Origin of the sequence: Salinirubellus litoreus, from assembly GCF_037335815.1 — an archaeon.
Classification (GTDB): Archaea; Halobacteriota; Halobacteria; order Halobacteriales; family Haloarculaceae; genus Salinirubellus; species Salinirubellus litoreus.
The window spans coordinates 131139-153866 of the sequence record NZ_CP147843.1; the positions used below are offsets into that span (position 1 = coordinate 131139).

Consider the following 22728-nt stretch of genomic DNA (forward strand, 5'->3'; position numbering starts at 1 on the left):
GCCTGGGAGCGAGACTCGATGACAGGGGTCGGGAGGGCGACCCGGTCGCTCACCGGTCCAGCCTGCCGCCCGGCATTTATCAATACCAAGGGAGTGAGGAGGCCGAGCACGACGCGAGATCCCGACGCGGTGTTGGAATCGCGAGCAGCGCTCTGAGCGTCCTCAGGAGAGCTTCGAGATGTCGCAGACCACCACGACCGAGACCGAGCTGCAGGACCGTGCGGAAACCATTACTACTCACCTCGACGCGATGACGGGGCCAGCGAGCGACGCGGCGGCTGTCGAGGCGGAAATCACCCGGCAGGAGATCGGGCAGCGGCTGGACGAGCTGGTCGCCCATCAGGTTCCGGTGGACGAGGCCGTGCGGACGGTCGTCCGCGGAATCATGCGCGACGCCAGCTTCGAGCAGTCGGACCTCCCGGCCGAACTCGCACGGCTGGCCGGGTACTCGGCGGGCTCGCGGTTCGAGCGCGCAATGCTCGAGGATGTCGAGGAAGCAGACCAGTGGATCGACGTCGTCGCCGAGGTCGTCGAGCTCTGGGAGCCCCGGAGCGAGACGATCGCCCAAGTCGGGCTGCTCGGCGACGAATCCAGCCGGCTCAAGTTCGTAAAATGGGAGAGTGCAGGGCTCCCTGAGCTGGTCGAGGGGGAGACGTACCGGTTCCACAACGTCGTCACCGACGAGTACCAGGGCCGGTACTCGGTGAGCCTCAACTCGGCGACCGTCGTCGAACCCAGTGAGACGACGGTCAGCGCGGCTGCCGAGGGCGTCACCGTCGGGGGGACGCTCGTCGCCGTCCAGGAAGGCTCAGGACTCATCAAGCGCTGTCCCAAGGCGGACTGTACCCGGGTACTCTCGGGCGGGCGGTGTGGCGAACATGGCGCCGTCGAGGGCGAGTTCGACCTTCGGATCAAGGCAATCGTCGACGACGGCAGCCGGTCGGTCAACGCGATCTTCGACGCCGAGGCAACCGTCGCGGTCTCGGGGCTGTCGATGGCAGACGCCCAAAAGATGGCGATGGACGCTCTCGATACCAGCGTCGTCGTCGACGCCCTCACCGAGCGGGTGCTCGGCCGGTCGTACCGGCTGACTGGCCCGGTGGTGGGCGAGTACTTCCTCGTCGACGACGTGGCCGAGGGGCCCGCCGACGAAGACCTCAGTGACGAGGCGCTCGAGCCCGCGGTGACGGGCCGCCAGCCGGCCCAGCGAATGCTCGCGCAGGAAATCAACGCCTCGACGCACACCTTCCAGGAGTCCGACGAGGAGCGGGCCCCCGTGCTCAGCCTGTCCCCCACCGGCGTCGCGGTGAACCGTGTGCTGACCGTTGGAGCGCTCATTGAGGCGAGAGACGTCGGGTCGAGCAGCGAATACTGGCGTGGACGCGTGTACGTCGGCTCCGAGCCCGTGTTCGTCTACGCGGGCCAGTACCAGCCGGAGGCGATGCAGTTCCTCCAGCAGGCGGCTACGCCGTCATACGTCGCCGTAGTGGGGAAGCTCCGCTCCTACGAGGCGGGCGAGCGCGTGAACGTCGCCATCGAGCCGGAGTCGATCGCGACCGTCGACGAGCCGACCCGGGAGGCGTGGCTGGCTGAGGCGGTCGAACACACTGGCACGCGGATTGCGGCGTTCGAGCGCGGCGCGGCACAGGCGGCTGCAGCGGCCGAGCACTACGGCAACGATCTCGGCTCGATTGAGCAGGCTGTCACCGACGCAGCGAAGGAGCTGGGACTGGAGGACGCCAGCCCGTAGCCTGGCGCCGGCACCTCGGCGTTTGAAGAAGGGTTACCCCACACGGTCGGTTGATTAGTCCGGCGTGGGGTAACTACGGTATCAGCCGAAGACCAGACGCAGAGAGTCTCAAGCCAGTTTCGCGGTTACAAACGAGCAGGGAAGCAATCACGTCGACTCTGTAGCGAACCGTTCCCACCGATCAGTGTATAACCATTATGATAGATAGGTACATATTCTCCCGCTCCATGGAAATAGTACATGTTGCCGTAGACGGGGTGGCTCGGAGATATCCTGGGAGCACCACAGGAGACCCGTTCGCCAGGGTCTCGAAGATGGACATCCTCTAGCCCTCCGAACAGCGCCGACGTGTAACCGCTTGCCCTATACACCACCAATGACCCCCACATCCGACACGGACTGGCACGAAGTGACTTTCTCGGTCCCGTGGATCGTCCACAACGTCGCTACCGCACAGGACGCGATCAATATCGCCGTCGCCGAGCTCGGGAAGCGCGTCGCCAAGGCCGGTGAATCGATTCGGAACGCCGATATCACGGTCCAGTCGGCCTGCTGTCGTGGCTGTGAGACCGAGATGGACGTCGCGACGGTTGTCTCGGGCCGGGCGCTGGTCGGCCTGCTGTTGACCGTCGAAGTCCGGGCCAGTTGTCCCGAAGAAGGCGGTATTGTCAGCCAGCGCGAGATCGGCCCGCACGTCCCGGATACCCCCCTCACGCTCGTCGAGTCGTCTGGGTAATTCGTCGTTGTTCCCCTACGGCTCGACGACTTCAGCGAACGCGACGTTCTCGCGAACGGTCGTGATCCGGACGAGCGGCTGCTGGCCGATCTCGGTGTCAGGGACGAACACAACGTAGCCGGGACCGACACGGGCGAGACCGTCACCCTGGTCGCCGACGTCCTCGATCTGGAGACGACGCTGCTCTCCCTCTGTCACGGGGGGCTGGTCCGGTGTGCTGTCGGTCGAGGCCGACTGGCTGGCCGTCTTCGACGATGTCGACGGAGAAGAATCGCGAGCCGGATTAGGTGTCTCCCTCTGCCGAGCGAGTCGGGTATCTCGGGAATCATCGTCAGCAATTGTTGAGTTCCGGCGGTCGGTAGCCCCTGATGATGTTGACACGCCAGGATACACCCCAACTCGGTACGTCTCCTCGGATTCGAGCGTCTCTAGTTCGATTTCCGGTTGGGGAACCGTGATGACGTACTCTCCATCTCGTTCCTCGACGCGACCTGAGAACAAACACAACAGGGTGGACGAATCCATCGATACTACTTCTGACGGCACTTGGATATATCCGTCTAGTGGTCCGTCGACCGTCTATTGATGAGTTCGGTGGGTGTTCGACCCGCTCTTGGAAATCGAACGAACTGCTTTCTGTCAGAACGATCCTGCTGACTCGATGGAAATTCTGCTATCCCAGCGGAGCGTGAATCAACTATGGGACGCAAGAGACCGAGCTGTATTCCGTGCTCCAGAGCACGTGCTGCTGACTAGTCCGAGTGCGAAAGAAGCCGGGTTATGGGCGTGACAGCCCGGATGCTGCGCGTAGCGCTCAGCGGCGGGCTGGCGTCGGCGTGAGCGACAGCTCTCGCAGTTCTCGTGTCCTCCACCTGTCGGCTTCTCATCCGGCTATCGTTTCGCAGTCGTTCGGTTTTCTCTCCCTTGGTTGGGCTCGTCTCGACATCGTCCAAACAGTTATATCGTCAGTGGTAGTTTGTTCGGCCAGCAGAATTTCCATAGGTGAATACAGCGCGCGTATCGGCCAGAGCAGAGTTTGTTTTAGACGACCTCTTCGAGGACTGACTCACCACTACCATCCTTTGACTCCCATTCCCACTCGTCTTCGATGCGTACACGACCGTCGTCAAGCAGTTCAGCGGTGCCCACGGAGTGGCCACTCGCGGTTTCATTCTCTGTGTTGATCTGCGAATACCTGATGTCCCATTCATCTCCATCAAACGTTCCGACGAGATGGCCATCGACGATACTTCCACCTGTATAGTGTGCGTAAATCCGTTCGCCCTCCTGCTCAAACTCGAAGCGAGTATCTCCACTCACTTCCCCAGCATCGGTGTTTGCAACGCCAGCAAGCGTCCGACCATCAAGTGAGATATCTTCGGTCATAGACTGTTGTGCTATCCATGAGGTCAAAAAACCCCGAGAGGTGCGGACTACACCCTCTCTATCTCGCAGGCGGTGAGAGGGCTATCACCGAAACATCAATTCAAATCGCGTAATCACGAACCCATCGATCTACGGTTGACAGAACACTAACAGTACTGTACTGCTAGTTCGGCTGCCGCATCGTTCGCTATTTCGTATCGTTACCCCACAAGATCGGCGATCCACGCTCGTAGGGTGACATATGGTGAGATGCTACTTGAGATCAAGACAGAAGGTCAGCGGAGTCGGCACACACCGAATCCGGTGGCTCGTTCCAGTCAATCGGTCGGCGTCGAAAGAGAGTGTTAGAGTTCTGAGTCCGGTCAGAGACTCGCCGTGCTACAGTTCGCTACAATTCTACTCAGTCGTCAAACATCACCGATCACCACTCTTGCAATCGCTCTGATTGGCCGTCGCTCGCTCAATGATCGTCAGGGTACTGTCCCGGCGTGTTTCGAACGTCGGGTCGCCATTGTACCATCGCTTGATGACATCCTCACAGCGAACGACATCACCCTCCCGCAACTCGGGGAATCGGTGTGAACGAATGAGCGTCCGACCGTCGTCCGTTGGATCGGGCGTCGGTCGTGTCTCATCCCATTCGCTTTTGACCCACACAGCGAACTTCATCACGCCGGTATCGTCACTCAGCAGACCGGCCTGCTTGATGTCGGGATGGGTATCCTCGAACAGCCGGAGGATCGTTCCCTGGGTCGAGAATCGCCCACGCGTCGCCTCGACGGGCGTGTACCGGACGTTGCCGACTCGCAGGACGTTTCCTGAGTCGGTCGCCTCGGCGTCGGCCTGTCTGAGCAGAGCCTGTGTCGGATCGGCCCCGTCATGGAGGCGTTTCGCGAGCGCAATCGCCAGCGTCAGCCGTGACTTGCGAAGCTCAACCACTCGATCGAACTCGTCGTTCAGCAGTCGGTCTACCATCCGGGAGACCTGGTCGTGCTGTTCGGCGTCGAGGTCTGTGAGCGGCCGAATCCGCCTACGGTAGGCCTCAACCTGACGTTTCTCTCGAACGGCTGCAAGCTCGGCACTAGATGGCCTGGTCGCGGCGTATTCGTCGTACCGGTTGGCCAGCCACTTCGCATGACCCACCAGTTCGACGTCACCTGGCTGGATGTCCGGATCGGTCCGGGCAGTCAGGATGCCGTCAGTGACGCGGCGCATCTCGGCTTCGACCGCGAGAGAGTACTCGATCGATTCGAGTGAACTCCTCGCGAACTGTTCGGGTTCGTCGAACAGCTCACCGAGCGGAGTGAGTCGCCCGTCGGGCGTCTGCACTTCCAACTCTGCGGTCGGAACACCCTCGGTCGCATCTTCGGGCGTCGGGTCGGTTGGGATGTCGAGCGCACGGAGACGGTGCAGGCGCGCCTGTTCGGCAGCCGGCAGCGTCTCCAGCAGCTCGTGGTCGATACCGCTGTCCCAGTCCTGAGAACGGGAGCGAGCGGGCAGCAGCGAGGCGAGGTGACCCGGAGCAGTGTCCTGCGTCGTCGCGGAAGCTGTCCGTGCCACCATCGGCTCAAGGCCGCTCGCGATACCGATCATGCGCTCACCGTTCGGGTCGACGAGCGTCGGGCCCGCCGTGTGGTCGTAGTCGATCGCGAACGTCGTCGCCTGGTCGCCGGATCGCTCGGCAAACAGGAAACTCGCGTTCGTGCCGGTCGCCGCGGTGACTGCTCCAGCCTTGTCTGGCTGGTAGAGCGTGTCGCCGGGCGTCCAGTTGGCGTCGATGCGGCTCGCGGCGAGTCGCCCGGTCGGGGCAACCACCGGGTCACCGTCGGCTGTGTGTCCGTACACGCCGTCGACGGGTTCCGTTCGGGAGCCGTACTCGCCCTTCGAGGCGGTCCGTTCGGTGTACGCCGTCGAATCGTCAATTTCTGTCCCGTCAGTCGCGCTGCTCGCAGACGACTCGGTGTCATCATGCACGAGTGCGTGCAGCAACCCTGAGAGCATCCGCACCAGTGCGGAGCGATCCTCGGGGGAGCCGGCACGCTGGCGGCGCTTCCGGGCGGCCCGGAAGTTTTGGGATGGCGTGTCGGTCGGCCGCGTGAGAGCGGTCGCATCTGTCGTATTCGGTTCTGTCGTCTCGTCTTGAGTTCCCGATAACTTCTTATCAGGGTAGTTGCTACTGTTCATTGGAATTCCAACATTCCATTCGTGAGGCTCTTGTACAGCCTCACATTCTACACTCGTTAGCACCGCTTAGTTGTATCGCCGTTAGAGACCTCAGAAGTGGCATTTTCTGACGACCCCCACATAGACCCCACAACTGTTTCGACTGAGTTTCATCCGTCTGCAGTTACCCCACGTTACACGAGAGAGGAGGTTTGTGGGGTAACTACCGCCCGGGTCGTCACAAACGAGGACACTGGAGCCGCGTTGCTTCGGAAGAGAAAGCAGGTGCGACTGGTTGAGCATCTACAACAGGTCTCGGTATCGACTGAAAGCGTCAAGTCCTCGCTTAGACGAGAGGAGCACAAGTGACCCCCCAGCAAAATCCGCTGACGTACCCTCGGAGGTACTGAAAGCGAAGTTCGTCTATCGTTATCCTACTGACCGCTCAGCGGTACTTTAGATAACTGAAAGCCCAAACAATTATCTAAACAGGCCACAATTGAGGTGATAGATAACAATGCGGCCCGAAGATTTTGTTGAGCATTCTCCTGGCGAGATCGAGATGGTCGACGGGATCTTCACCTACAGTCCGGATCCGCTCCCGCCGGATCTCGACCCGTCACACGATCTCATTACGCAGAACGGCGAGGCAATGTACGCACTCGGACAGTTATCCGACCTCGAGACGTGGCTGGACTCCCCCGAGGTCATCCTCAGTCCGTTAGTTCACCGTGAAGCAGCTGACTCCTCGAGCATCGAGACGATTTCGCGGGTGACGCTCTCGGACCTGTACCGTCGTGAGGCCGGAGAAGATGTCGGCACGACCGACACCGAGCGCGCCGACATCGCCGAGGCGGCCAACTACATCGACGCAACACGTCTCGGAATCGAACTTCTCGAGGCTGGGGAAGAGATCGACCGGTCGCTGCTTCAGCAGCTTCACGAGGTGCTCATGAGCGGGGTCCGCGGTGCAGAGAAGCATCCCGGCGAGTTCCGTGAGGAACTCGTCGGTATCGGCGAGCCCGGACAATCACTTGATGAAGCTCGGTTCGTCCCGACGCCGCCTGCGAGCGTCCCGTACGCGCTTCGGAGTTTGTTACAGTACCTCCGGACGGAGTCGAGGTACGCACCGCTCATCGAGATCGCACTCGTCCACTACCAGTTCGAGGCGATCCATCCGTTTCACGATGGGAACGGGCGGATGGGACGGCTGTTGATCATGCTTGCGCTGTATCGGCGTGATATCCTTCCCGGGCCGTATCTGTATCCGTCGGCGTATTTCAACGAACGACGTGAGACCTACCTCGATCGGTTACTCGCAGTCAGTCAGGAAGGCGCGTGGACTGAATGGGTCGAGTTCTTTCTGGAAGGAATTGCGACCCAGAGCCGTGAGGCATACACCGTCGCCCGGGAGTTACTCGCGCTCCGGGAACGATACCGTGAGCAGTACGCAGGGGCCGGGGCGGTCGTCACTGAGCTGATTGACTTCATAATCCGCCAACCGTATTTCACCGAGCCCCAAGCGGTCGAGGCGACAGGCCGGTCCCAACCGGCAGTTAACAAGTGGGTCCGCCAGCTGTGGGACGACGGGGTCCTGCGCGAAACGACCGGTCAGCAACGAAATCGCCGGTATGAAGCGACGGACGTGTTGGATATCGTCGAGCCGTATTGAGCGGGCGCGTACTGGATGGTACGGTAGTTTCGCAATCATGTGATCCGCCCGCTTCGAATTTGTAGCGTCCTGCGTGCTCGTCTCGATGTGGGAGCGCGGTGGCCGCCTCCGATCAGATTTACCACCTACAACGGAGTGAGGGGAGCCGACCGATAGCGTCAATCCCCCCATGAACCATGTCACTGAGAGATATCTACGAACGGACGTTCGACGAGGACGTCCACAATGGAGAGCAATCTGGCCCAGCCTGTCCGGAGTGTGGTGGGATCGTCCACACCAACAGCATCGAGACGGCCTGCGAGGACTGCGGGCTCGTCGTCGAGGACCGCCCGATCGACCACGGCCCAGAATGGCGGGCATTCGACGATGACGAGCGCGACAGGCGCAAACGAACCGGACCACCACTGACGCCGACCCGCCACGACCGAGGACTGTCAGGCGAAATCGGCTTCGACCGGACCGACGCGAACGGCACCACGCTGTCGGGACAGAAGCGTCACCAGCTCGCTCGCCTCCGTCGCGAGCACCGGCGTGGGCGGTGGTCCAGCAAGGCCGAGCAGAACCTCGCCCACGGCCTTACGGAGGTTCGACGGATCGTCAGCGCACTCGACCTTCCACGGAGCCTTCGCGACCAAGCCTGCCAGCTTCACCGGACTGCTACTGAGGAGGATCTCATCCGTGGCCGGTCGGTTGAGGCGATGGCCGCCGCGAGCGTGTATGCGGCCTGTCGGTGTGCCGGACTGCCTCGGACGCTTGAGGAGGTGGGAGCGACGTCGGCCGTCTCCAACGAGCGTGTCCAGAACTCCTATGGAGTGCTCAACCGGGAACTTGAGCTTCCGACGGTGCCGATGGACCCCATCGAGTATGTTCCCAAACTGATCTCGACGCTCGATGTCTCACCGGTAACCCGGCAGCGGGCCGTTACTCTCGCCAGGAAAGTGACGACCAGCGGCGCCGCGAACGGGTGCCATCCGGCGGGCGTCGCTGCGGGCTGTGTATATCAGGCGGCCCAAGAGCAGGAGGAGCGGATCACCCAGGCGGAACTCGCCGACGCCGCCGAGGTCAGCGTAATGACAGTCCGTGCCCAGTGGAAGCAGCTCCAGACCATCCTCGACGAGCCGAGCAGCCAGTCTCAACGAGGGAACGCATGAACTCGTCGGATCGAGAAACCTCCCCGGCTGATGACCCCGAACCGTTCTTAGATCTCGAGAAAGCCGACTGGGTTCCCGGGGCAGCCTGTCCGAACTGTGGACACGGGGACGTGCACACGATTGTCCGCGCCGGGATCCTGTTCCGCGACATCGGGAGTTGGGAGGTCCAGGAGGTGTTGGGTATCTACGAAGCCTTCTGTTCGAACTGTGACTGGCTACCGCCTGTCCGTCGGGAGTGATAGTCCTGCGGCATCAGACGGAGAGTGAGAAGGTTCGAGAGCGCCATTTAACGGCTGCAAGATATCGAGGGGCCAACGAGCGAGATTCTGGATCCGATTGATCACGTCTCGCTCAGCCACGGCTCCTGTTTCTCCCATGAGTACTGAACCAGACAGCGAACCCGAGCCCGAAATCGAGCAGAGCGATACAGAACACACGGCACCGAGTGACGACGAGTCCGAGCACGGCGAGTCCACGACGGACAATCACCCCGAATCAAAAACAGACACGCCCAATGGAGATTCGGCCGAGAAGGCGTCCCCTGTCGACGATGTTCCCGATGAGCCACCGACATCGTTCCGGGCGGCGATCCGCGCGTCCCGTCTAAAGACCGTCCTCTCCCCGCTCCGGGCTCTCGTTGACGAAGCCCGAGTCCGCATCACCGAGGACGGACTGACTGTCCGGGCAGTGGACTCCGCGAATGTCGCGATGGACGATCTCGAACTCGGGGCGGCGGCGTTCGAGTCCTTCGAAGCCAGTCCGGGGACGTTAGGACTGGATCTCGACAGGCTCGCCGACCCCGTTGGCCTCGCTTCCAAGAACGACCTCATCCAGTTGTACCTCGACCCAGAGTCGGGGAAACTGATCGTTCTAGCCGACGGGCTTCGCTACTCATTGGCCTGTTTAGATGCGACGACGATCCGAGCGGAACCGACACTACCCGAGTTCGACTTGCCCGCAACGGTCAACGTCAACCGAGAGGCGCTCCAGCGGGGGGTGAAGGCCGCCGATCTCGTTGCCGACCACATCAGGATACGGATGGAGGACGGTGGCGAAGCACTTGTCGTCAAGGCTGAGGGCGATACCGACACTGTCACGCTCGAACTCGACGGTGACGACATCGACATCGTCACCGCCGGAGACGCTAGCGCACTCTTCAGTCTGGACTACCTGAAGAAGCTGGTCCGGACGATTCCGAAAGGAACCACTGTGACGATCGATCTCGGCGAGAGCTTCCCGCTGATACTCTCATACGCTCTCGCCGAGGGCGAAGGGACCATCACCCGGATGCTCGCGCCGCGGATCGAGACCTGAGTTGCGTCGAGACAGACCGTGTCACAGCTCGATCGACAGCGCCCATCTTACCTATGATAACCAACTATCGAAGATCCACGCATCGCGCCCGGAGGTATCGCGGCGAGCGAACCGTCGGTGGCTGTCTCGTCTACGCTGGCGACGACCTCCTCGACAAGCACCTGTTCGTCCATCCAGTTTCCCCGGGGGGATTCGACTGGAGCCCCGATGCCGACGACGACCGAGCCTGCCAGCTGGCGATCGCCCTGCTCGCCCCAACGTTCGGCCTCGAAGTCGCCGTCGACGACTACCACCTCTTCGCGACGAACTTTGTGAAGCGCGAACTGACCGGCAACACCTGGACAGTTCGGTCTCAGGACCTCAAGGAGGACGGGCTCCGCACGAAGTTCGCCCACCGCGAGTATCCGGAGAATACGGCACCATCACCCTCGGAAGTCAACATCGAGACAGTCGACATCGACGGTCTGAGCTATGCCGGGGAGATCGCTCTCGCCCGGCGGTATGACGACATCCTGTGGAATAAGGGCAATCGACGGGGCAACCTGCGTCGTCTCCAGGAGATACGCACCGGGGCGCTTGACCCGGCCGACGAACCCGTCTCGAAGCAGTGGGTCGGGACCCATCTCGGTTTGACGGCTGCCGCGGCGAAGCGAGCGTTGGCCGAGGAGTTCGAGACGATGGGCGAACTCGCGGCCTGGGTGTTGTACGCGACCACACTCACCGACCGCAGGAACATCGGCGAAACAACCGCTAATCGGCTCCGATCCCGACGCGGCGTTTTCATCCGGTGGTTTGGAGGCGAAGGGTACATCCCCCAGTACGATGATGACCAGCAAACGCTCTCGGGACAGCCGAGTCAATAGTCGGGAGAACTCTCCGTAAATAATTACATTACCCGCATAATGTGAGTCAAGATCCACTCTGAGAACGGCTATCCGGTCCAGCTATCCAGTGAATTTCTCTTCGACAGATGGGTGAAGAGTCCGAAAGCGGGCGATCGAACGTCTGGTGTGTCGTCTGCGGTGTCGAGGACTCTTCAGTCCACGAGACAAGATCATGGCTACCGATCAGTACACGCAAGGACGCGAGCGTAGCAACGGTTCAACGAGTAACTCCGAAGAGGCGAACGATCACGTTCCCGTTACCTCACTCCTCGCCGAGGAGCACACGCTTCGGTTCGCCGGGGTCACCGACGGCGACGCGGAGGCAGTCCCTGGAGACGACTGGTGTTCACCGGAAGCTTGGTGTGGCGACGACGACGTGACCCCGCTCGGAAAGGCACTCTCAATCCTGCCACGAGCCAGTTCCGGGGAACTCTGGGCGACCAACGAGTTCGTCGCGACTGACGGTGACGTCGACATCGCCGCTATCGAAGCAGTCCACGGCCTCGATGCCGACGCAATCGAAGAGACAACCGGGCGCTCGCTCGACGAACTGGCCGCTCAGGCTGACGCCGAGCCGGTCGTGTCCGTCGACGATCACCAGGATATCGTCGACCGGCGCCGGAAGGCACTGTGCGCGTTAGGCTACGACGTCCGGTTCCGCTGGCAGATCGCCTCCGATCGATACTCGATCATCAACCCGCAGGAGGCGTACCAGCCGATCGTCACTGCGCTTCAGCGTCGCGACGAAACCAACGCCTTCGGCTGGCTGAGCTACCGTGATTGGGGCGGTCTGTTCAAGATGTTCGTCGTCTGCCCCGGTCTCCGGCGGGAGATCGGTACACCAAACGAACCGATCGATATCGACGACGAGGCTGACCTCAACGCCCTCGGGTCGCATCCAAGTTCGGAGCGCGAAGTAGACGACAACGCGGACGAGGAGAACGAAGAACTGGTGGTCTACGGCGGCTTCGAGTCCGGCTACGACTTCCGCGGGACGCAGACGCTATGGGCCAAACCCATTCTGTACTTCCCTGACAGCGGGACGATCGTTCCCGATACGGGTCAGCGCTACACCCGCCGTCATTACGGGCGGGCGACTGATGCCGCCCACGAGCGTGCGAACGACCGGGTGCCCATCGACGAGTGGTGGGCGTCAATCTACGACGACGTCGAGACACGAATGGTCGATGTCGACCGGGCAGTACGTCAGGCCCGGGCAATCACGTACGATTTCGATGCGCTCCCGTTCTCGCCTGTCGACTGCTACCGCTACTGGGGTATCGCCGAGAAATACGCCTCCGTCGCGGCCGATCGGGCGACCAATCTCGCCGACCCTACGACTCGACCGACGGTGTTCAACCTGCAGCTGTCGCTACTGCTCGCGCTCCTCGAGGAGTACACCGGTTCGTGGGCATCGAACACCTATCAGGAGTATCTCGAAGTCGCCGGCGAGCTGCTTCGGACGCCAGCGATGATGATCCAACTGGCCATGCAGGAACACGACCGGCAAGTCGAAGACACGGCCGAACGGGTCCTCGCAGATGGCCAGCAGACGTTGAGCGATGCCCTCGAGGACATCGTCGACATCCCGGGCATCGATGTCGACACGGAAACCGCACTCTCGGACGGGGAAGCCCAGCGACTCCACGACCAGGTTCAGCAGCAGTTAGACGATATCTGATCTGAGGATTCTATCGAAACTATCACGCAGAGATATGTTTCAGTGACCGTGCTGAATAGACAGCGCTAATTCAGCGCTGGGCTGTACTCTCGAGCTAGTCATTCACTTTAGGCAGCGTAATAAGATTGAAACCTTCGAGCGATAACGTATAATTGGAGGGGATCATGCTCCGTTTTCGAAGCGGGGCTTGAGATCAATTGACATCCAATTATGAGGCGGCATAAGCCCCGTCCCTTCCGAAGGCTGTATAGCCCACAAAAAAGCTGGAGCCAATGACCGCCAGGGCTGTGAGGCCTCAATTCCCGAGGCCTTGGGGCCTCATCTCCCTCTGCGAGGGATAAATCGCTCTGCTAACTAGAACTCTTAGATTCGTCTTACCTCTGTCTGAGATAGGAGCTCTTACAAAAGCAGCGGCAACGCCTCTGTTCTCTGTCTTGAACCAGCGGGTTGCGAACCATTTTGCTACAGGGAAAGCAATCGGAGTGTATGGACGAACTGGAGTACGCATTGGCAAGTATCCGAGGCCATCCTTTCGAGAATTTTGCTATGGCGTATCTACGGGAACAGGGCTACAACGTTCATGAGAGCGGAAGGTCAGGCCCTGACGGAGGATGGGATGGCCAAGTCGAACTAGGTGGTAGGGAGGGTATCGCCCACGCCAGCGTCCAGGAAACATGGAGACAGAAGCTCCGGAGTGATGCAGAGAAAGTAGAGGATCTTGAGGAGGAGCGAGGAGAAGACTACGACCTCTTCGTCTTCGTCACCAACCAAGATGTCGGCGGCAGGCAGGAACTAGACATGGAGGACGAGATCAGGGACGAGTATGGTTGGAAGCTGAGGATTCATCACCGGGAAGAGATTCTCGGAGAACTCAGACAGAACAGCCAGGACTTGGCCGAGGACCTTCTCGACGTTGACCTGCAGAAGGACCACGATCATATCGAAGAAATAAACGAAATACTGGAGAATCAGATAGAAAACATCCAAGCCCGGGAAGGATATGCCAGCAAGCTGATTGAAGGTCCTGCTGTCGTCCTCCACATCATCCCGAACGGCGTGCTGTCGAAGAACAAAGCTCAGTCAGGGAGTATCCCGGAACCGGCCGTCCTCTTCGAGAGACTGACTTCCTACGGGGAACCCAAGGGCAAGTACACAATTTCATACGGAAGCGGAGGCTCCGGTAGCGAACACCACTCCTATGCCGTTCTTCAGAATGACGGTCTGTACGAATCAGCATCTGTTGACGCCTTCCACGAGAAACACGACGATATCTGGCTACAGGGTTTCATCCAAGAAAAAGTGGGCCTTGGTCTTGACGCATCCGTTGTGCTGGCGGCAAGGGTTACGGTCGAAGATTTGTCGGGGATGGGTTTCTCCGGCACCGCATTCGCATGGATATCTCTTCTTGACGCCGGCGACGTCAAACTGGTAACGCCGAACGACCTGGCAGCAGTCTCCACAGAGCCCCGAAGACTATCGACACTGACCGGTACACCACAGAGTACGCCACGCTGCAGATCGGAGATCAGCAAGTGATAAAGGATCTTGAACCGATTCTCGACGAACTGTGGAGAGAGTTCGGGGCAGGCGATACCCCAAATATCGAAGACGGTCAGTGGGCGCTCGGAACCTACAACTCCAACGGAGAGACGGTTCTGCAGGAAGGCGACCGATAACACGTCCTTTCTGACCCAATTTTAATACTGAGATCTTTCCTGAGTTGCACAGTCTATTTGATGATCAAGAATCTGTTCGTTACATAAGAGATGCTTAGGGAGGAGGTAGAACAGCTGGCCGGTGAACTCACCGGCGACGAACACACTTGGGTTGACCTGAAACACCACTATCCTATCGACGAGGACAGTGGAAACGAGAAGAAAGCGGATTTCATCAAGGACATCGCCGCGATGGCTAACACAGTCTCTCTACAGCCAAATTACAGCCTCCGCTTCCTGAACGAGGATGAACGATATATTATGATCGGTGTAGATGACTCCGGCGACATAGTCGGAACCACGGAGGACCTCAGTGGATATACCAGTCTATTAGAAGTTGATACTTCCACGCCTCAGAACATACTGGCAGATTACCTGACACCGACTCCTGACATCGAGATCCACAAGTACAACGATACGGAGCCGTACCTCTGCTTGATCGTCGTCGAAGCCCACGATTCACCTCCGGTCACTATCAGTCGGGAGCTGGGGTCTGAACTATCGCGGGGAGATGTCTATATTCGAGATGGGGACAGAAACCGTCCGGCCCGACGGGAAGACTACCAAGACTTCGTCCAGTTCCACCTAGAGAAAGAGCGTGACTACATCACGGATGGGATCCAGCAGGTGGTCGGGATGAATATTGACTACCTCAGGGATCTGGGCGAAATTCGAGAAGTCGAGGCGGAAGATGATGACAACGTGATTCCCGTGAGTCCCGGCGAAGACGGACCAGACATCCAGTCCTCTTTGATCGATCCTATCGAACTTGACAGCATATCCCGGGAATTGAACGCGGACGTGACCAAATGGAGGCGCAGGGACCGACACAGCTGCAGCGAAGAAAGTCTGTACGACTACTATCTTAACACGGCCCAGTTAGATCTAGCTGAGGAGCAGCTGGCCTTCCTTGTCCAGAGTTCTTGGAACAACGGCCATCTCGGCTCCTTCTGGGTGTGGAGGATGGAGTCGAAAGATCCGCTTCTCCACGCAGTCAAGAACACGAATATCCGGTCTATGGAAAGCAACCACACGCTCTACCTGGGCCAGCTCTTGGCCTGTCTCGGCTCAGAGGATACGGCAGAGCAACTCGTAGACTACACCGGGATGAACGACCGTTCCTACAGAGGTCACGGATCGATAGTCCTCCGATGTGCAGAAGAGTCGGAACCTGATCACGCTTTGAGGGCGACAGGTACTACGGCCGCAGACGGTTTCGAGACGCCGGGTTGGACCTTGTCGACGATGGATCCTGAAGAACTGATAGATGTAATCGAGACGGCCTGTTCTGAGCTTCGCTCGGTTATTATCGAGTCTCCAGAAGCCAGTCCATCTGGTTTGAAAGGTTGGATGAGGAATGCTGAGACATATCTGGCATACCAAGATGATATGAGTGATGATCTAGATGAAAGAATCCGCTCGAACTTCGAGGCATAGCGGGGTATTGAGAATCCGTTGTTCAGGGGGAATGTGGCGGGCCCGCTGAACTCATCCTCTGTATGCAGCAGAGCGGTTCTATCATACTAACTGAATCAGCTGGACTAATTGAGACTAATCTTGAGGCAACGCGCCGATTTCTCGCTTCCAATCGAACGGCGGAGACTCCAAAAAAGGCAGTGATTGCGCCTCGACTCGGAGGCTCCAGAACGCACCCATACCATGTCATCCACAACTAGCGACGACGCGGACAGCCAGCCCGACGAACAGGCCGTCTTGAGCCACCTCGTACGACGACTCCTCCGACGTGAGGGGGGCCAGGTCCCGCTCGAACGAGTCACCCTTCGAGTGAGCGACTACGTCGATATCGGTGAACAGGCCGCCGCTGACCTCATCGACGAGGGTGTCGACACCGGGATCTACACGCTGGAGCGAGGTGCGGGCGGAACGACGACGATCACCGGCGTCACTCCCCACGGTCCCGAACCTGACGTCATCGTCGCGGCCTTCGGGGCCGCGGTGGACACGCCCGACTTCACCATCATCAGCGTCGTCACCGAGAGCATCGACGACGCCCTCCGGGAGGCGGGCTACGAAACGTTCGCGGACCTCGCTAACGCCGGTGTCGACGACCTCGTTGGGCTGACCGGGACGCTCACCGAGAGTCGGGCGGCAGCTATCCTCCAGGAGGCACCACAGCACGTCCCTGTCGGGACTCGTCTCGCATCTGCTGCCGCCCAGCGATACGCTCGCCGGCTCGACACCGAGACGGACCGCGGCGTGGCCCGAGTGGTCGATCTTGCGACTACCGATGTCGCCGTGGGCGAACCGGTCTACCGAACAGATGAGCTCGATCCCGACGCTCTCGAGACGCAGTACGTCAGCGCGGTCGATCGCAACGCCGACGATCCAGTAGCGACCGGCCTGCACGTCCTCGACGATCCAGATCATCCTGACGTGCCGAAGGCGGCGACCCACCCCGACGCTGGCGACGACGCGCTTCCTGTCGATGACGCCGGTGGGGTCGTCCCGCCGGCTGTCCCCATCGAACCGCGACTCCAACTCCCGCTCGATGAACTGCTCGCGAAGAAACTCGCTCGCGGACTGGTCCCCGTCCGCCTCGTCGGGCCGCGCGGCTCGGGAAAGAACTACCTGATCAAGTACCTCTGCCACGAGACAAACCGGGGATACGTCTCCATCGATTGTGATGAGGCGACCCACACCGAGGACCTCTTCGGACCACTGACGCCGACCGAGGACGGTCTGATTGTGCCTCGGACCGGCCCCGCCAAGCAGGCACTGCTGAACGGCTCGGTGTTGGTGCTCAACGAGTTCCCCGTGATGCGAGCCGGCGCCGCGATGGCGCTCCATCGCTTGCTCAACGAAGGGAAACTACTGGTGAAGGCTCACGGCGAGCTGGTCGAACCCCATCCGTCGGCGCGGATCGTGATCACGATGAACCCCCCAACCAGGGAGTACCGCGATTCCGAGCCGATGAACTCCGCCACCCGGGGGCGGTTCCGGGCGCTCGAACAGCCCTACATCCAAGACGTTGAGGTCGAACTCGACACGCTGGATGCTCAGGTCAACAGCGGCTACAGTGTCGTAGACAGAGGCACTCTCAGGAAGATCGTCCAGTTCGCCCATCAAACCCGCCAGAACGGTAACTGGCCCACGCTGTCGACGCGGAACCTCGTGGTCGTCTGCGAACACATTGAGGACGGCGCCGCGCCGAAGGCCGCGGTGAAGAACGAGGTGTGGGCGGTTGCTGAGCCAAATCAGTATCCCGGAGATACCTACGAGACGCTCGATGATTACCTCTGAGAGCTATCTCAACGAGTGATGGGCTCTATGGAAATCCACAGTACCTGATGGAGTTGGCGTGCTGTCCCAGTCTGTAGAGCATCCTGGGTCCGTCCCCGCACTGACGTCGTTGATTGGGTTCAGGACTGAATCCAGTAGTTACCCCACAACAGGATCACTTCCAAAGGTCGTGGGGTAACTGCTTTTGCAGATTTAGCGCCTGCAAGGGAGCGGAGAAGTTACACCTCCCGTTCCTCATCATGTCCAAGACCAACTCCGCCGGCGACTCGAATGCCCTCGTCGAAACCTTCACCCCCGACATCCACGCCCGGGTTCGGGCGTCAGCCGGTCGGCGCGACCGGCTCCGGTCCTTTCTTCAGGGTCATCTCCCGCCAAGCATCGATATCGAGATCGTGCTCACCCCTACAGTTCAGACGGCGGCGGTGTTGCCCGCCGATGTCGACGCGCTCGTCAGTAGCGACGCTACCGAACTCGAACGACGGAAAGCCGCTCAGTTACTCAAGGGCGTCGACGCCGAATTTCTCGTCCTCATCACGACTGCGCCGGCGCCGCTGGAGCGCGTCCCGCTGAACGACCAGCTCACCGCCGACCACGCCCACCAGTTCGGCCTCGCCTTCCACGAGCTCCTTCACATCCTCAAGACCGCGATTGCCCCAATCGCCACGTTGCTCGACGCCGAGGTCGATCCGGAATACCATCAGCACGTCCACGAGTTGATTAACATCGTCGAGGACGGCGCAATCGAGCACGAGGCGGTCCACGGCGCGAACTTCAGCGACACTACCGAGATCCGGCTCGAACTCACCCGCCGAATCCACTCGCAGACTCCCGACGACCTCAGAGATGGGCAGCAGGCACGCCTCTCGTTCTGGGACGCTGTGACCACCGCTCTGTACGACGCCGCGGTGTACCCGACCGGCACCACCGAAGTCCTGCTCGACGAGGGTGACGACCGCGTCGGCTTCGTCTCTGAGGCCGACGAGATCGCCTTCAAGATGGTGCGAGATGCGCTGGAACAACTCGCTGCTGATGCCCTCGCTATTCGGGGCGTCGACCTCGACGACGCAACCCACACGCACGACAAGACCGCCTCGGTCGAGCGGGCACGCCGCGTCATCGACACCTGGACGTCGACGCTCCAGCCGGTCGTCGCAGGGACCGTCGAGCCGACCGATGATTCGCAGGGGAACGAGGATACCACCTCAAGGAACGACGGTCATGACTGCTCCCCACCACAGGACGACCCGGCTGAAACCCCTGGGGCAGCCGGCGTCTCGCTCGATCGCGAGGAGACAAAGAATCCGTATCAAGACGTGTTCGACCACCCGACGGTGACGCCAGACCCCGACATAGATGATTCGAACGGCTCGGTCAGTTCACCTCCGTCAGATCTCGATGAACCCACCGGCGATCCCGCATCTCCTCCAGTCGAACAGAAAGGGAGTGGCCAGAATCGTGACGATCATCTGCCGGGGGCGGACGACGACTCAGAATCAGGGTCGGAACCAGCCATCAAGCCGGGCGAAGAGCTCGACGATCACCCATCGAGACCGCAAGCACTCGCGGCGGCTGCCGAGCGAGCCCGCGAAGACCGGGACGATCCGGGGAACAGAGGCGATCGCTCGTCTCCGTTGGGTCCTCAAAATGGTCGGACAGATGCCGACAAGGATGAAAGCCCGGCGCAGACCTCGCTTGAGGCGTTCCAGTCTGGATCGGCAGCGCCCGAGCCCTCCGAGGAAGGCCCAGAAGACGACGGGATGGGCGACCCAAAGCCGTCCAGTGAGGACGAACCAATAGACGGTCGCCCCGGCGATATCGATCACGAAGCAGCGGACGAGCCGTCGCCGGGGCCGGCTCACGGCGGCGACGAGCAGGTCGCACCGTCGCCGGCGGAGTACGAGCAGGGGCTTGAGCACGATCGAGAGGCGGCCCAGCGCGAGGCAGCACGGGAGCAGGTCGACCGGGGGGCCGTCGAACGTGAACTTCAGGAGCTCAATGGCGTGCTCGACCGGCAGCAGCGGGACAGTGAACAGTACTCTGGTGACGGGCCCAAGTCCGCGGCTGAGACGCACGACGCGAGGGGGAGCGGGGCTGGCCCAGAGAGCCTCGGCGACATCGTGTTCGCCCCGGTCACGGACGACATCGTCTCACCCGCTCAGTGGGCTGCCGTCGAGGACGGCGCCGCCCGCGTTGCGCAGGTCCTCGAGAAGGAACTCACACTCGAACGCCAGCGGGGAACCCGGACCGGTCTAACAGCCGGACAGTACGATACCCGCGCCGGGCACCGACTCGCAATCGGCGATCCGCGGGTCTGTGAGACCCCGACGCCCGGCCGGGAGAAGCGCTACGCCTTGGTGCTCGTGCTGGACCGATCGGGCTCGATGCGCAATGGCGATCCCGCGAAGATCGAGGTGGCCACCCGGGCGGTCACCCGGCTCGCCGTCGCTGCCGAAGGCTTGGGGATTCGTGTCGCCATCGTCGACTTCATTGACGGTCAGGCCCGTCTCGCGAAACCGTTCGCCGTCGAGACGCGTCACGTCCAGACGACGCTCCTCGATACCGACTGTGGTGGCGGGACGCCCCTGGCCGAGGCGATCGGTCTCGCCCGGACGGTCGTGGACACCCAGCGTGACGAGCCGTTGATCATCACCATCACTGATGACCGCCCGAGCGACGTCGAGGCCGTCAAACACGAACTCCGAGACTCGTATGCGCCGGTGTGTTCGCTAACGGTCGCGACTGACTGCGCACCGGGGACGCTCGCGCCGGACGCTTCAGCGCTGGCCCCGTACTACGAGCGGCAGGCGGCAGTGTACGATATCGACGCAATCGACGATCGGCTCGATCAGTTTGCGAGTCTCCTCACCGGATTGTGAATCTGCTATCGTCAGTCGACAGTAGTGTTCCTCGAGTGCCTTGTTCTGTCCAATCTCGTTCTTGATTTATCGATCACAAGGGGGTGAGGTAGACCCGATACTGGGTCGTCTCGAAATCCATGACGACAAGACGAATCCACACGAGTGATAGGGACCTCCCACCGCTCTCGCTCCCCCCTGGAGCGCTCGCAAAGACTGATCAGCGGCACCGCTACGATGTCGGCGACGAACCGCCCGCCATCGAGCCGATCGAACACCGTATCCGACTGGATTTGATGGCCGGCGGCCCGATCCGTCGGTCACACCTCCTCGATCAGCACAACCCATGGACGACTGATCCCGGTGAGTCCGGCCCCGACCCGTGGCGAGAGGCGGGACGGTCGAAACCGGCTGGCCTGCTGTACGCGGAGGCTTCCTGTCGGCGCACGCTCGGCGAAGAACGACGGTACTACGACCGCTTCGAGGCGAACCATTCGGCAGATTTAGACGACGTCCCCGCGTTTCTCGCCCACCGGTTGCAGGTCTGCCGGAGCGCTGAAGACCCACGTGCTGCTCTCAAGGACGAACAGGCGCGTCGCGAACGTTGGTATTCGACGATCATTCCCTGGATGAACCTCTACCACGTCCTGAAACGCTCATCGTACGGCTCGCTCCTGCCGCCCTCGGTCAGGAACGCCGCCGACATCGACGCCCTCACTGAGCAGAACGCCTTCGTCGGGATGATCGTCGTCAACGACGGCGCCGACATTCGGGCGGTGGCACAAGAGTACGGAGTCCCCGGCCGGTTCGTCGTTCGCGAGAGCGATCTCTCCTCGAATACCGTCGAATGTGCGCCGCTACCGAGCGACTTCGGAATCGATCTTCCGGCTCCGCTGCTGGTTGGGGAGTACGCCAGCGGGAGCCGGTATCCACTATTGCCCTGGTCGGACGGGTTGGTCTGTTCGTGTCCGTACAAGCACGACCGACCGTGGCGGGTTCTGTGCAAGCACGAGCTGTTCGCCGCCGTCGTTGCCAGCGGGGAAGATTCGATTTTCCTGCCGGTCACCCAGGGACTGGACATCCCGCATCGAGCGCGGCGGTTCGTGAGCCCGGCGATCGCCAGTCGGCACACGCCTCAAGCGGAGTCGAAGACTCACCGATGACCTCCGACAAGTCGGACAGGGTACGTGGAACTTCCAGAGTTACCCCACATTCCGCAGTATCTGGTTATCGTGGGGTAACGTGGAACAGTCACATCCTCCGAATCAAGCAACTGGGGTAGAGTTGGTACAGGGACTCTCATGACCCAAACCGAGTAGTTAATCGATTTCCCCGCCAAGTGGTCACATGCCACCCACCGAGGACGAAATTCCTGGTGACGACGACGCCCCTCAAAATAAGGAGGTCGATCTCGACGCGATCCGATCCGACCTGTCTGATATGCAATCGGACATCGAAGACCATCTCGCCCTGCTCAAACGCGGCCCCGAACTCCGAGAGAAACACCCCATCGAAAGCGAGGTCGATATTGACGTGCCACCAGCCGTCGCCGACTACGTTCGTGCGGTCATCCGCGAAACTGCCGCTATGACCGTCGAAGAGCGTAACCAGTTCCTCTACGAGGAGCTCCTCGGGTTTGAATTACGGACCACGCGGTACCACTTCCCCGATGGGGACGTTCTTGAAGCCGGTCCTCGCGAAATCGTGCTAAGGCACGATTCAGAGGGTGAGATCGAAGAATAGTGAGTGTCAGCTATTGGTGACCGACAGCGAATAGTTACCCCACAAAGAGAGATGTGAATAGGTTCGTGGGGTAACGTCTCGATCCCTGGAGTCGTTTCCTGGGAGCCGTGGTAGTCAGCAGGGAATGGGAGGTAGCATTGTCACCCACACGTCGGACATATTGCGGGAGGTTAACACTGACAGCGAACGAACTGATGTCTATCGGTGGTCAGAGCGTGAGAAAGTATGTGGTCCAATGAACCACGATCATTGCCCGACTGGGTTGAACGAGGATACCAGATCCTGTCGGCTGAGATTGCGGACGCCGGTAGTGAGGGGCTCCCTCGCGACCGTGCGCGTGAGCAACTCCTTGCCCACGGGGAATTTCCGGATGAGCCATCCGATGCGGAGTACGCAATAGACCACCTGCTGAATTCT

At 60.6% G+C, this 22728-nt stretch carries 15 protein-coding genes and 1 pseudogene; 13 read left to right on the top strand and 3 right to left on the bottom strand.

Features of this window, described 5'->3' with window-relative positions; all coding sequences use genetic code 11:
• Nucleotides 1-250 precede the first annotated feature (250 nt).
• Together WDJ58_RS26130 and WDJ58_RS26135 are read left to right on the top strand one after the other, a co-directional pair.
• Nucleotides 251-1156: pseudogene (locus WDJ58_RS26130) on the top strand (replication factor A); the annotation flags it as partial.
• 970 nt (nucleotides 1157-2126) lie between these two features.
• The gene (locus WDJ58_RS26135; RefSeq protein WP_338918419.1) at nucleotides 2127-2486 is read left to right on the top strand and encodes a DUF555 domain-containing protein; all 360 of its coding nucleotides are present in this window, start codon (nucleotides 2127-2129) and stop codon (nucleotides 2484-2486) included.
• Nucleotides 2487-2501: 15 nt separating this feature from the next.
• Here WDJ58_RS26135 and WDJ58_RS26140 read toward each other — a convergent pair whose 3' ends face one another.
• The 3 genes from WDJ58_RS26140 to WDJ58_RS26150 all read right to left on the bottom strand — a co-directional run bounded on the left by WDJ58_RS26140 (nucleotide 2502) and on the right by WDJ58_RS26150 (nucleotide 6056).
• The gene (locus WDJ58_RS26140) at nucleotides 2502-3011 is read right to left on the bottom strand and encodes a TRAM domain-containing protein (RefSeq protein WP_338918489.1); all 510 of its coding nucleotides are present in this window, start codon (nucleotides 3009-3011) and stop codon (nucleotides 2502-2504) included.
• 516 nt (nucleotides 3012-3527) lie between these two features.
• Nucleotides 3528-3872: a hypothetical protein gene (locus tag WDJ58_RS26145; protein ID WP_338918421.1), complete on the bottom strand. Its 345-nt coding sequence runs from the start codon at nucleotides 3870-3872 to the stop codon at nucleotides 3528-3530.
• A gap of 414 nt (nucleotides 3873-4286) precedes the next feature.
• The gene (locus tag WDJ58_RS26150) at nucleotides 4287-6056 is read right to left on the bottom strand and encodes a hypothetical protein (protein ID WP_338918422.1); all 1770 of its coding nucleotides are present in this window, start codon (nucleotides 6054-6056) and stop codon (nucleotides 4287-4289) included.
• A 541-nt stretch (nucleotides 6057-6597) separates the two neighbouring features.
• Between WDJ58_RS26150 and WDJ58_RS26155 the strand changes: the two genes are divergently transcribed.
• The 11 genes from WDJ58_RS26155 to WDJ58_RS26205 all read left to right on the top strand — a co-directional run bounded on the left by WDJ58_RS26155 (nucleotide 6598) and on the right by WDJ58_RS26205 (nucleotide 22311).
• A complete protein-coding gene (locus WDJ58_RS26155; RefSeq protein WP_338918423.1) occupies nucleotides 6598-7707 on the top strand; it encodes a Fic family protein in 1110 nt (369 codons plus the stop codon).
• A 176-nt stretch (nucleotides 7708-7883) separates the two neighbouring features.
• Nucleotides 7884-8858, top strand: coding sequence for a transcription initiation factor IIB (locus WDJ58_RS26160; protein WP_338918424.1), 975 nt, complete (start codon nucleotides 7884-7886; stop codon nucleotides 8856-8858).
• Between the two features lie 375 nt (nucleotides 8859-9233).
• Nucleotides 9234-10172 carry a DNA polymerase sliding clamp gene (locus WDJ58_RS26165; RefSeq protein WP_338918491.1) on the top strand — a complete coding sequence of 313 codons (939 nt, stop codon included), beginning with the start codon at nucleotides 9234-9236 and terminating at the stop codon, nucleotides 10170-10172.
• A gap of 53 nt (nucleotides 10173-10225) precedes the next feature.
• Nucleotides 10226-11035 carry a DUF6166 domain-containing protein gene (locus WDJ58_RS26170; protein ID WP_338918426.1) on the top strand — a complete coding sequence of 270 codons (810 nt, stop codon included), beginning with the start codon at nucleotides 10226-10228 and terminating at the stop codon, nucleotides 11033-11035.
• 193 nt (nucleotides 11036-11228) lie between these two features.
• Nucleotides 11229-12737: a hypothetical protein gene (locus tag WDJ58_RS26175; protein WP_338918427.1), complete on the top strand. Its 1509-nt coding sequence runs from the start codon at nucleotides 11229-11231 to the stop codon at nucleotides 12735-12737.
• Between the two features lie 486 nt (nucleotides 12738-13223).
• On the top strand, nucleotides 13224-14273 hold the full coding sequence (locus WDJ58_RS26180) for a restriction endonuclease (RefSeq protein ID WP_338918492.1): 1050 nt from the start codon (nucleotides 13224-13226) through the stop codon (nucleotides 14271-14273).
• Nucleotides 14274-14503: 230 nt separating this feature from the next.
• Entirely contained in the window at nucleotides 14504-15889 is a 1386-nt protein-coding gene (locus WDJ58_RS26185; RefSeq protein WP_338918429.1) for a helix-turn-helix domain-containing protein, read from the top strand.
• Nucleotides 15890-16237: 348 nt separating this feature from the next.
• Nucleotides 16238-17713, top strand: a complete 1476-nt coding sequence (locus WDJ58_RS26190; RefSeq protein WP_338918430.1) for an AAA family ATPase — start codon at nucleotides 16238-16240, stop codon at nucleotides 17711-17713.
• Between the two features lie 239 nt (nucleotides 17714-17952).
• The gene (locus WDJ58_RS26195; RefSeq protein WP_338918431.1) at nucleotides 17953-20589 is read left to right on the top strand and encodes a VWA domain-containing protein; all 2637 of its coding nucleotides are present in this window, start codon (nucleotides 17953-17955) and stop codon (nucleotides 20587-20589) included.
• Nucleotides 20590-21104: 515 nt separating this feature from the next.
• A complete protein-coding gene (locus WDJ58_RS26200; RefSeq protein ID WP_338918432.1) occupies nucleotides 21105-21731 on the top strand; it encodes a hypothetical protein in 627 nt (208 codons plus the stop codon).
• 184 nt (nucleotides 21732-21915) lie between these two features.
• Nucleotides 21916-22311, top strand: coding sequence for a hypothetical protein (locus WDJ58_RS26205; RefSeq protein WP_338918434.1), 396 nt, complete (start codon nucleotides 21916-21918; stop codon nucleotides 22309-22311).
• Nucleotides 22312-22728 lie beyond the last annotated feature (417 nt).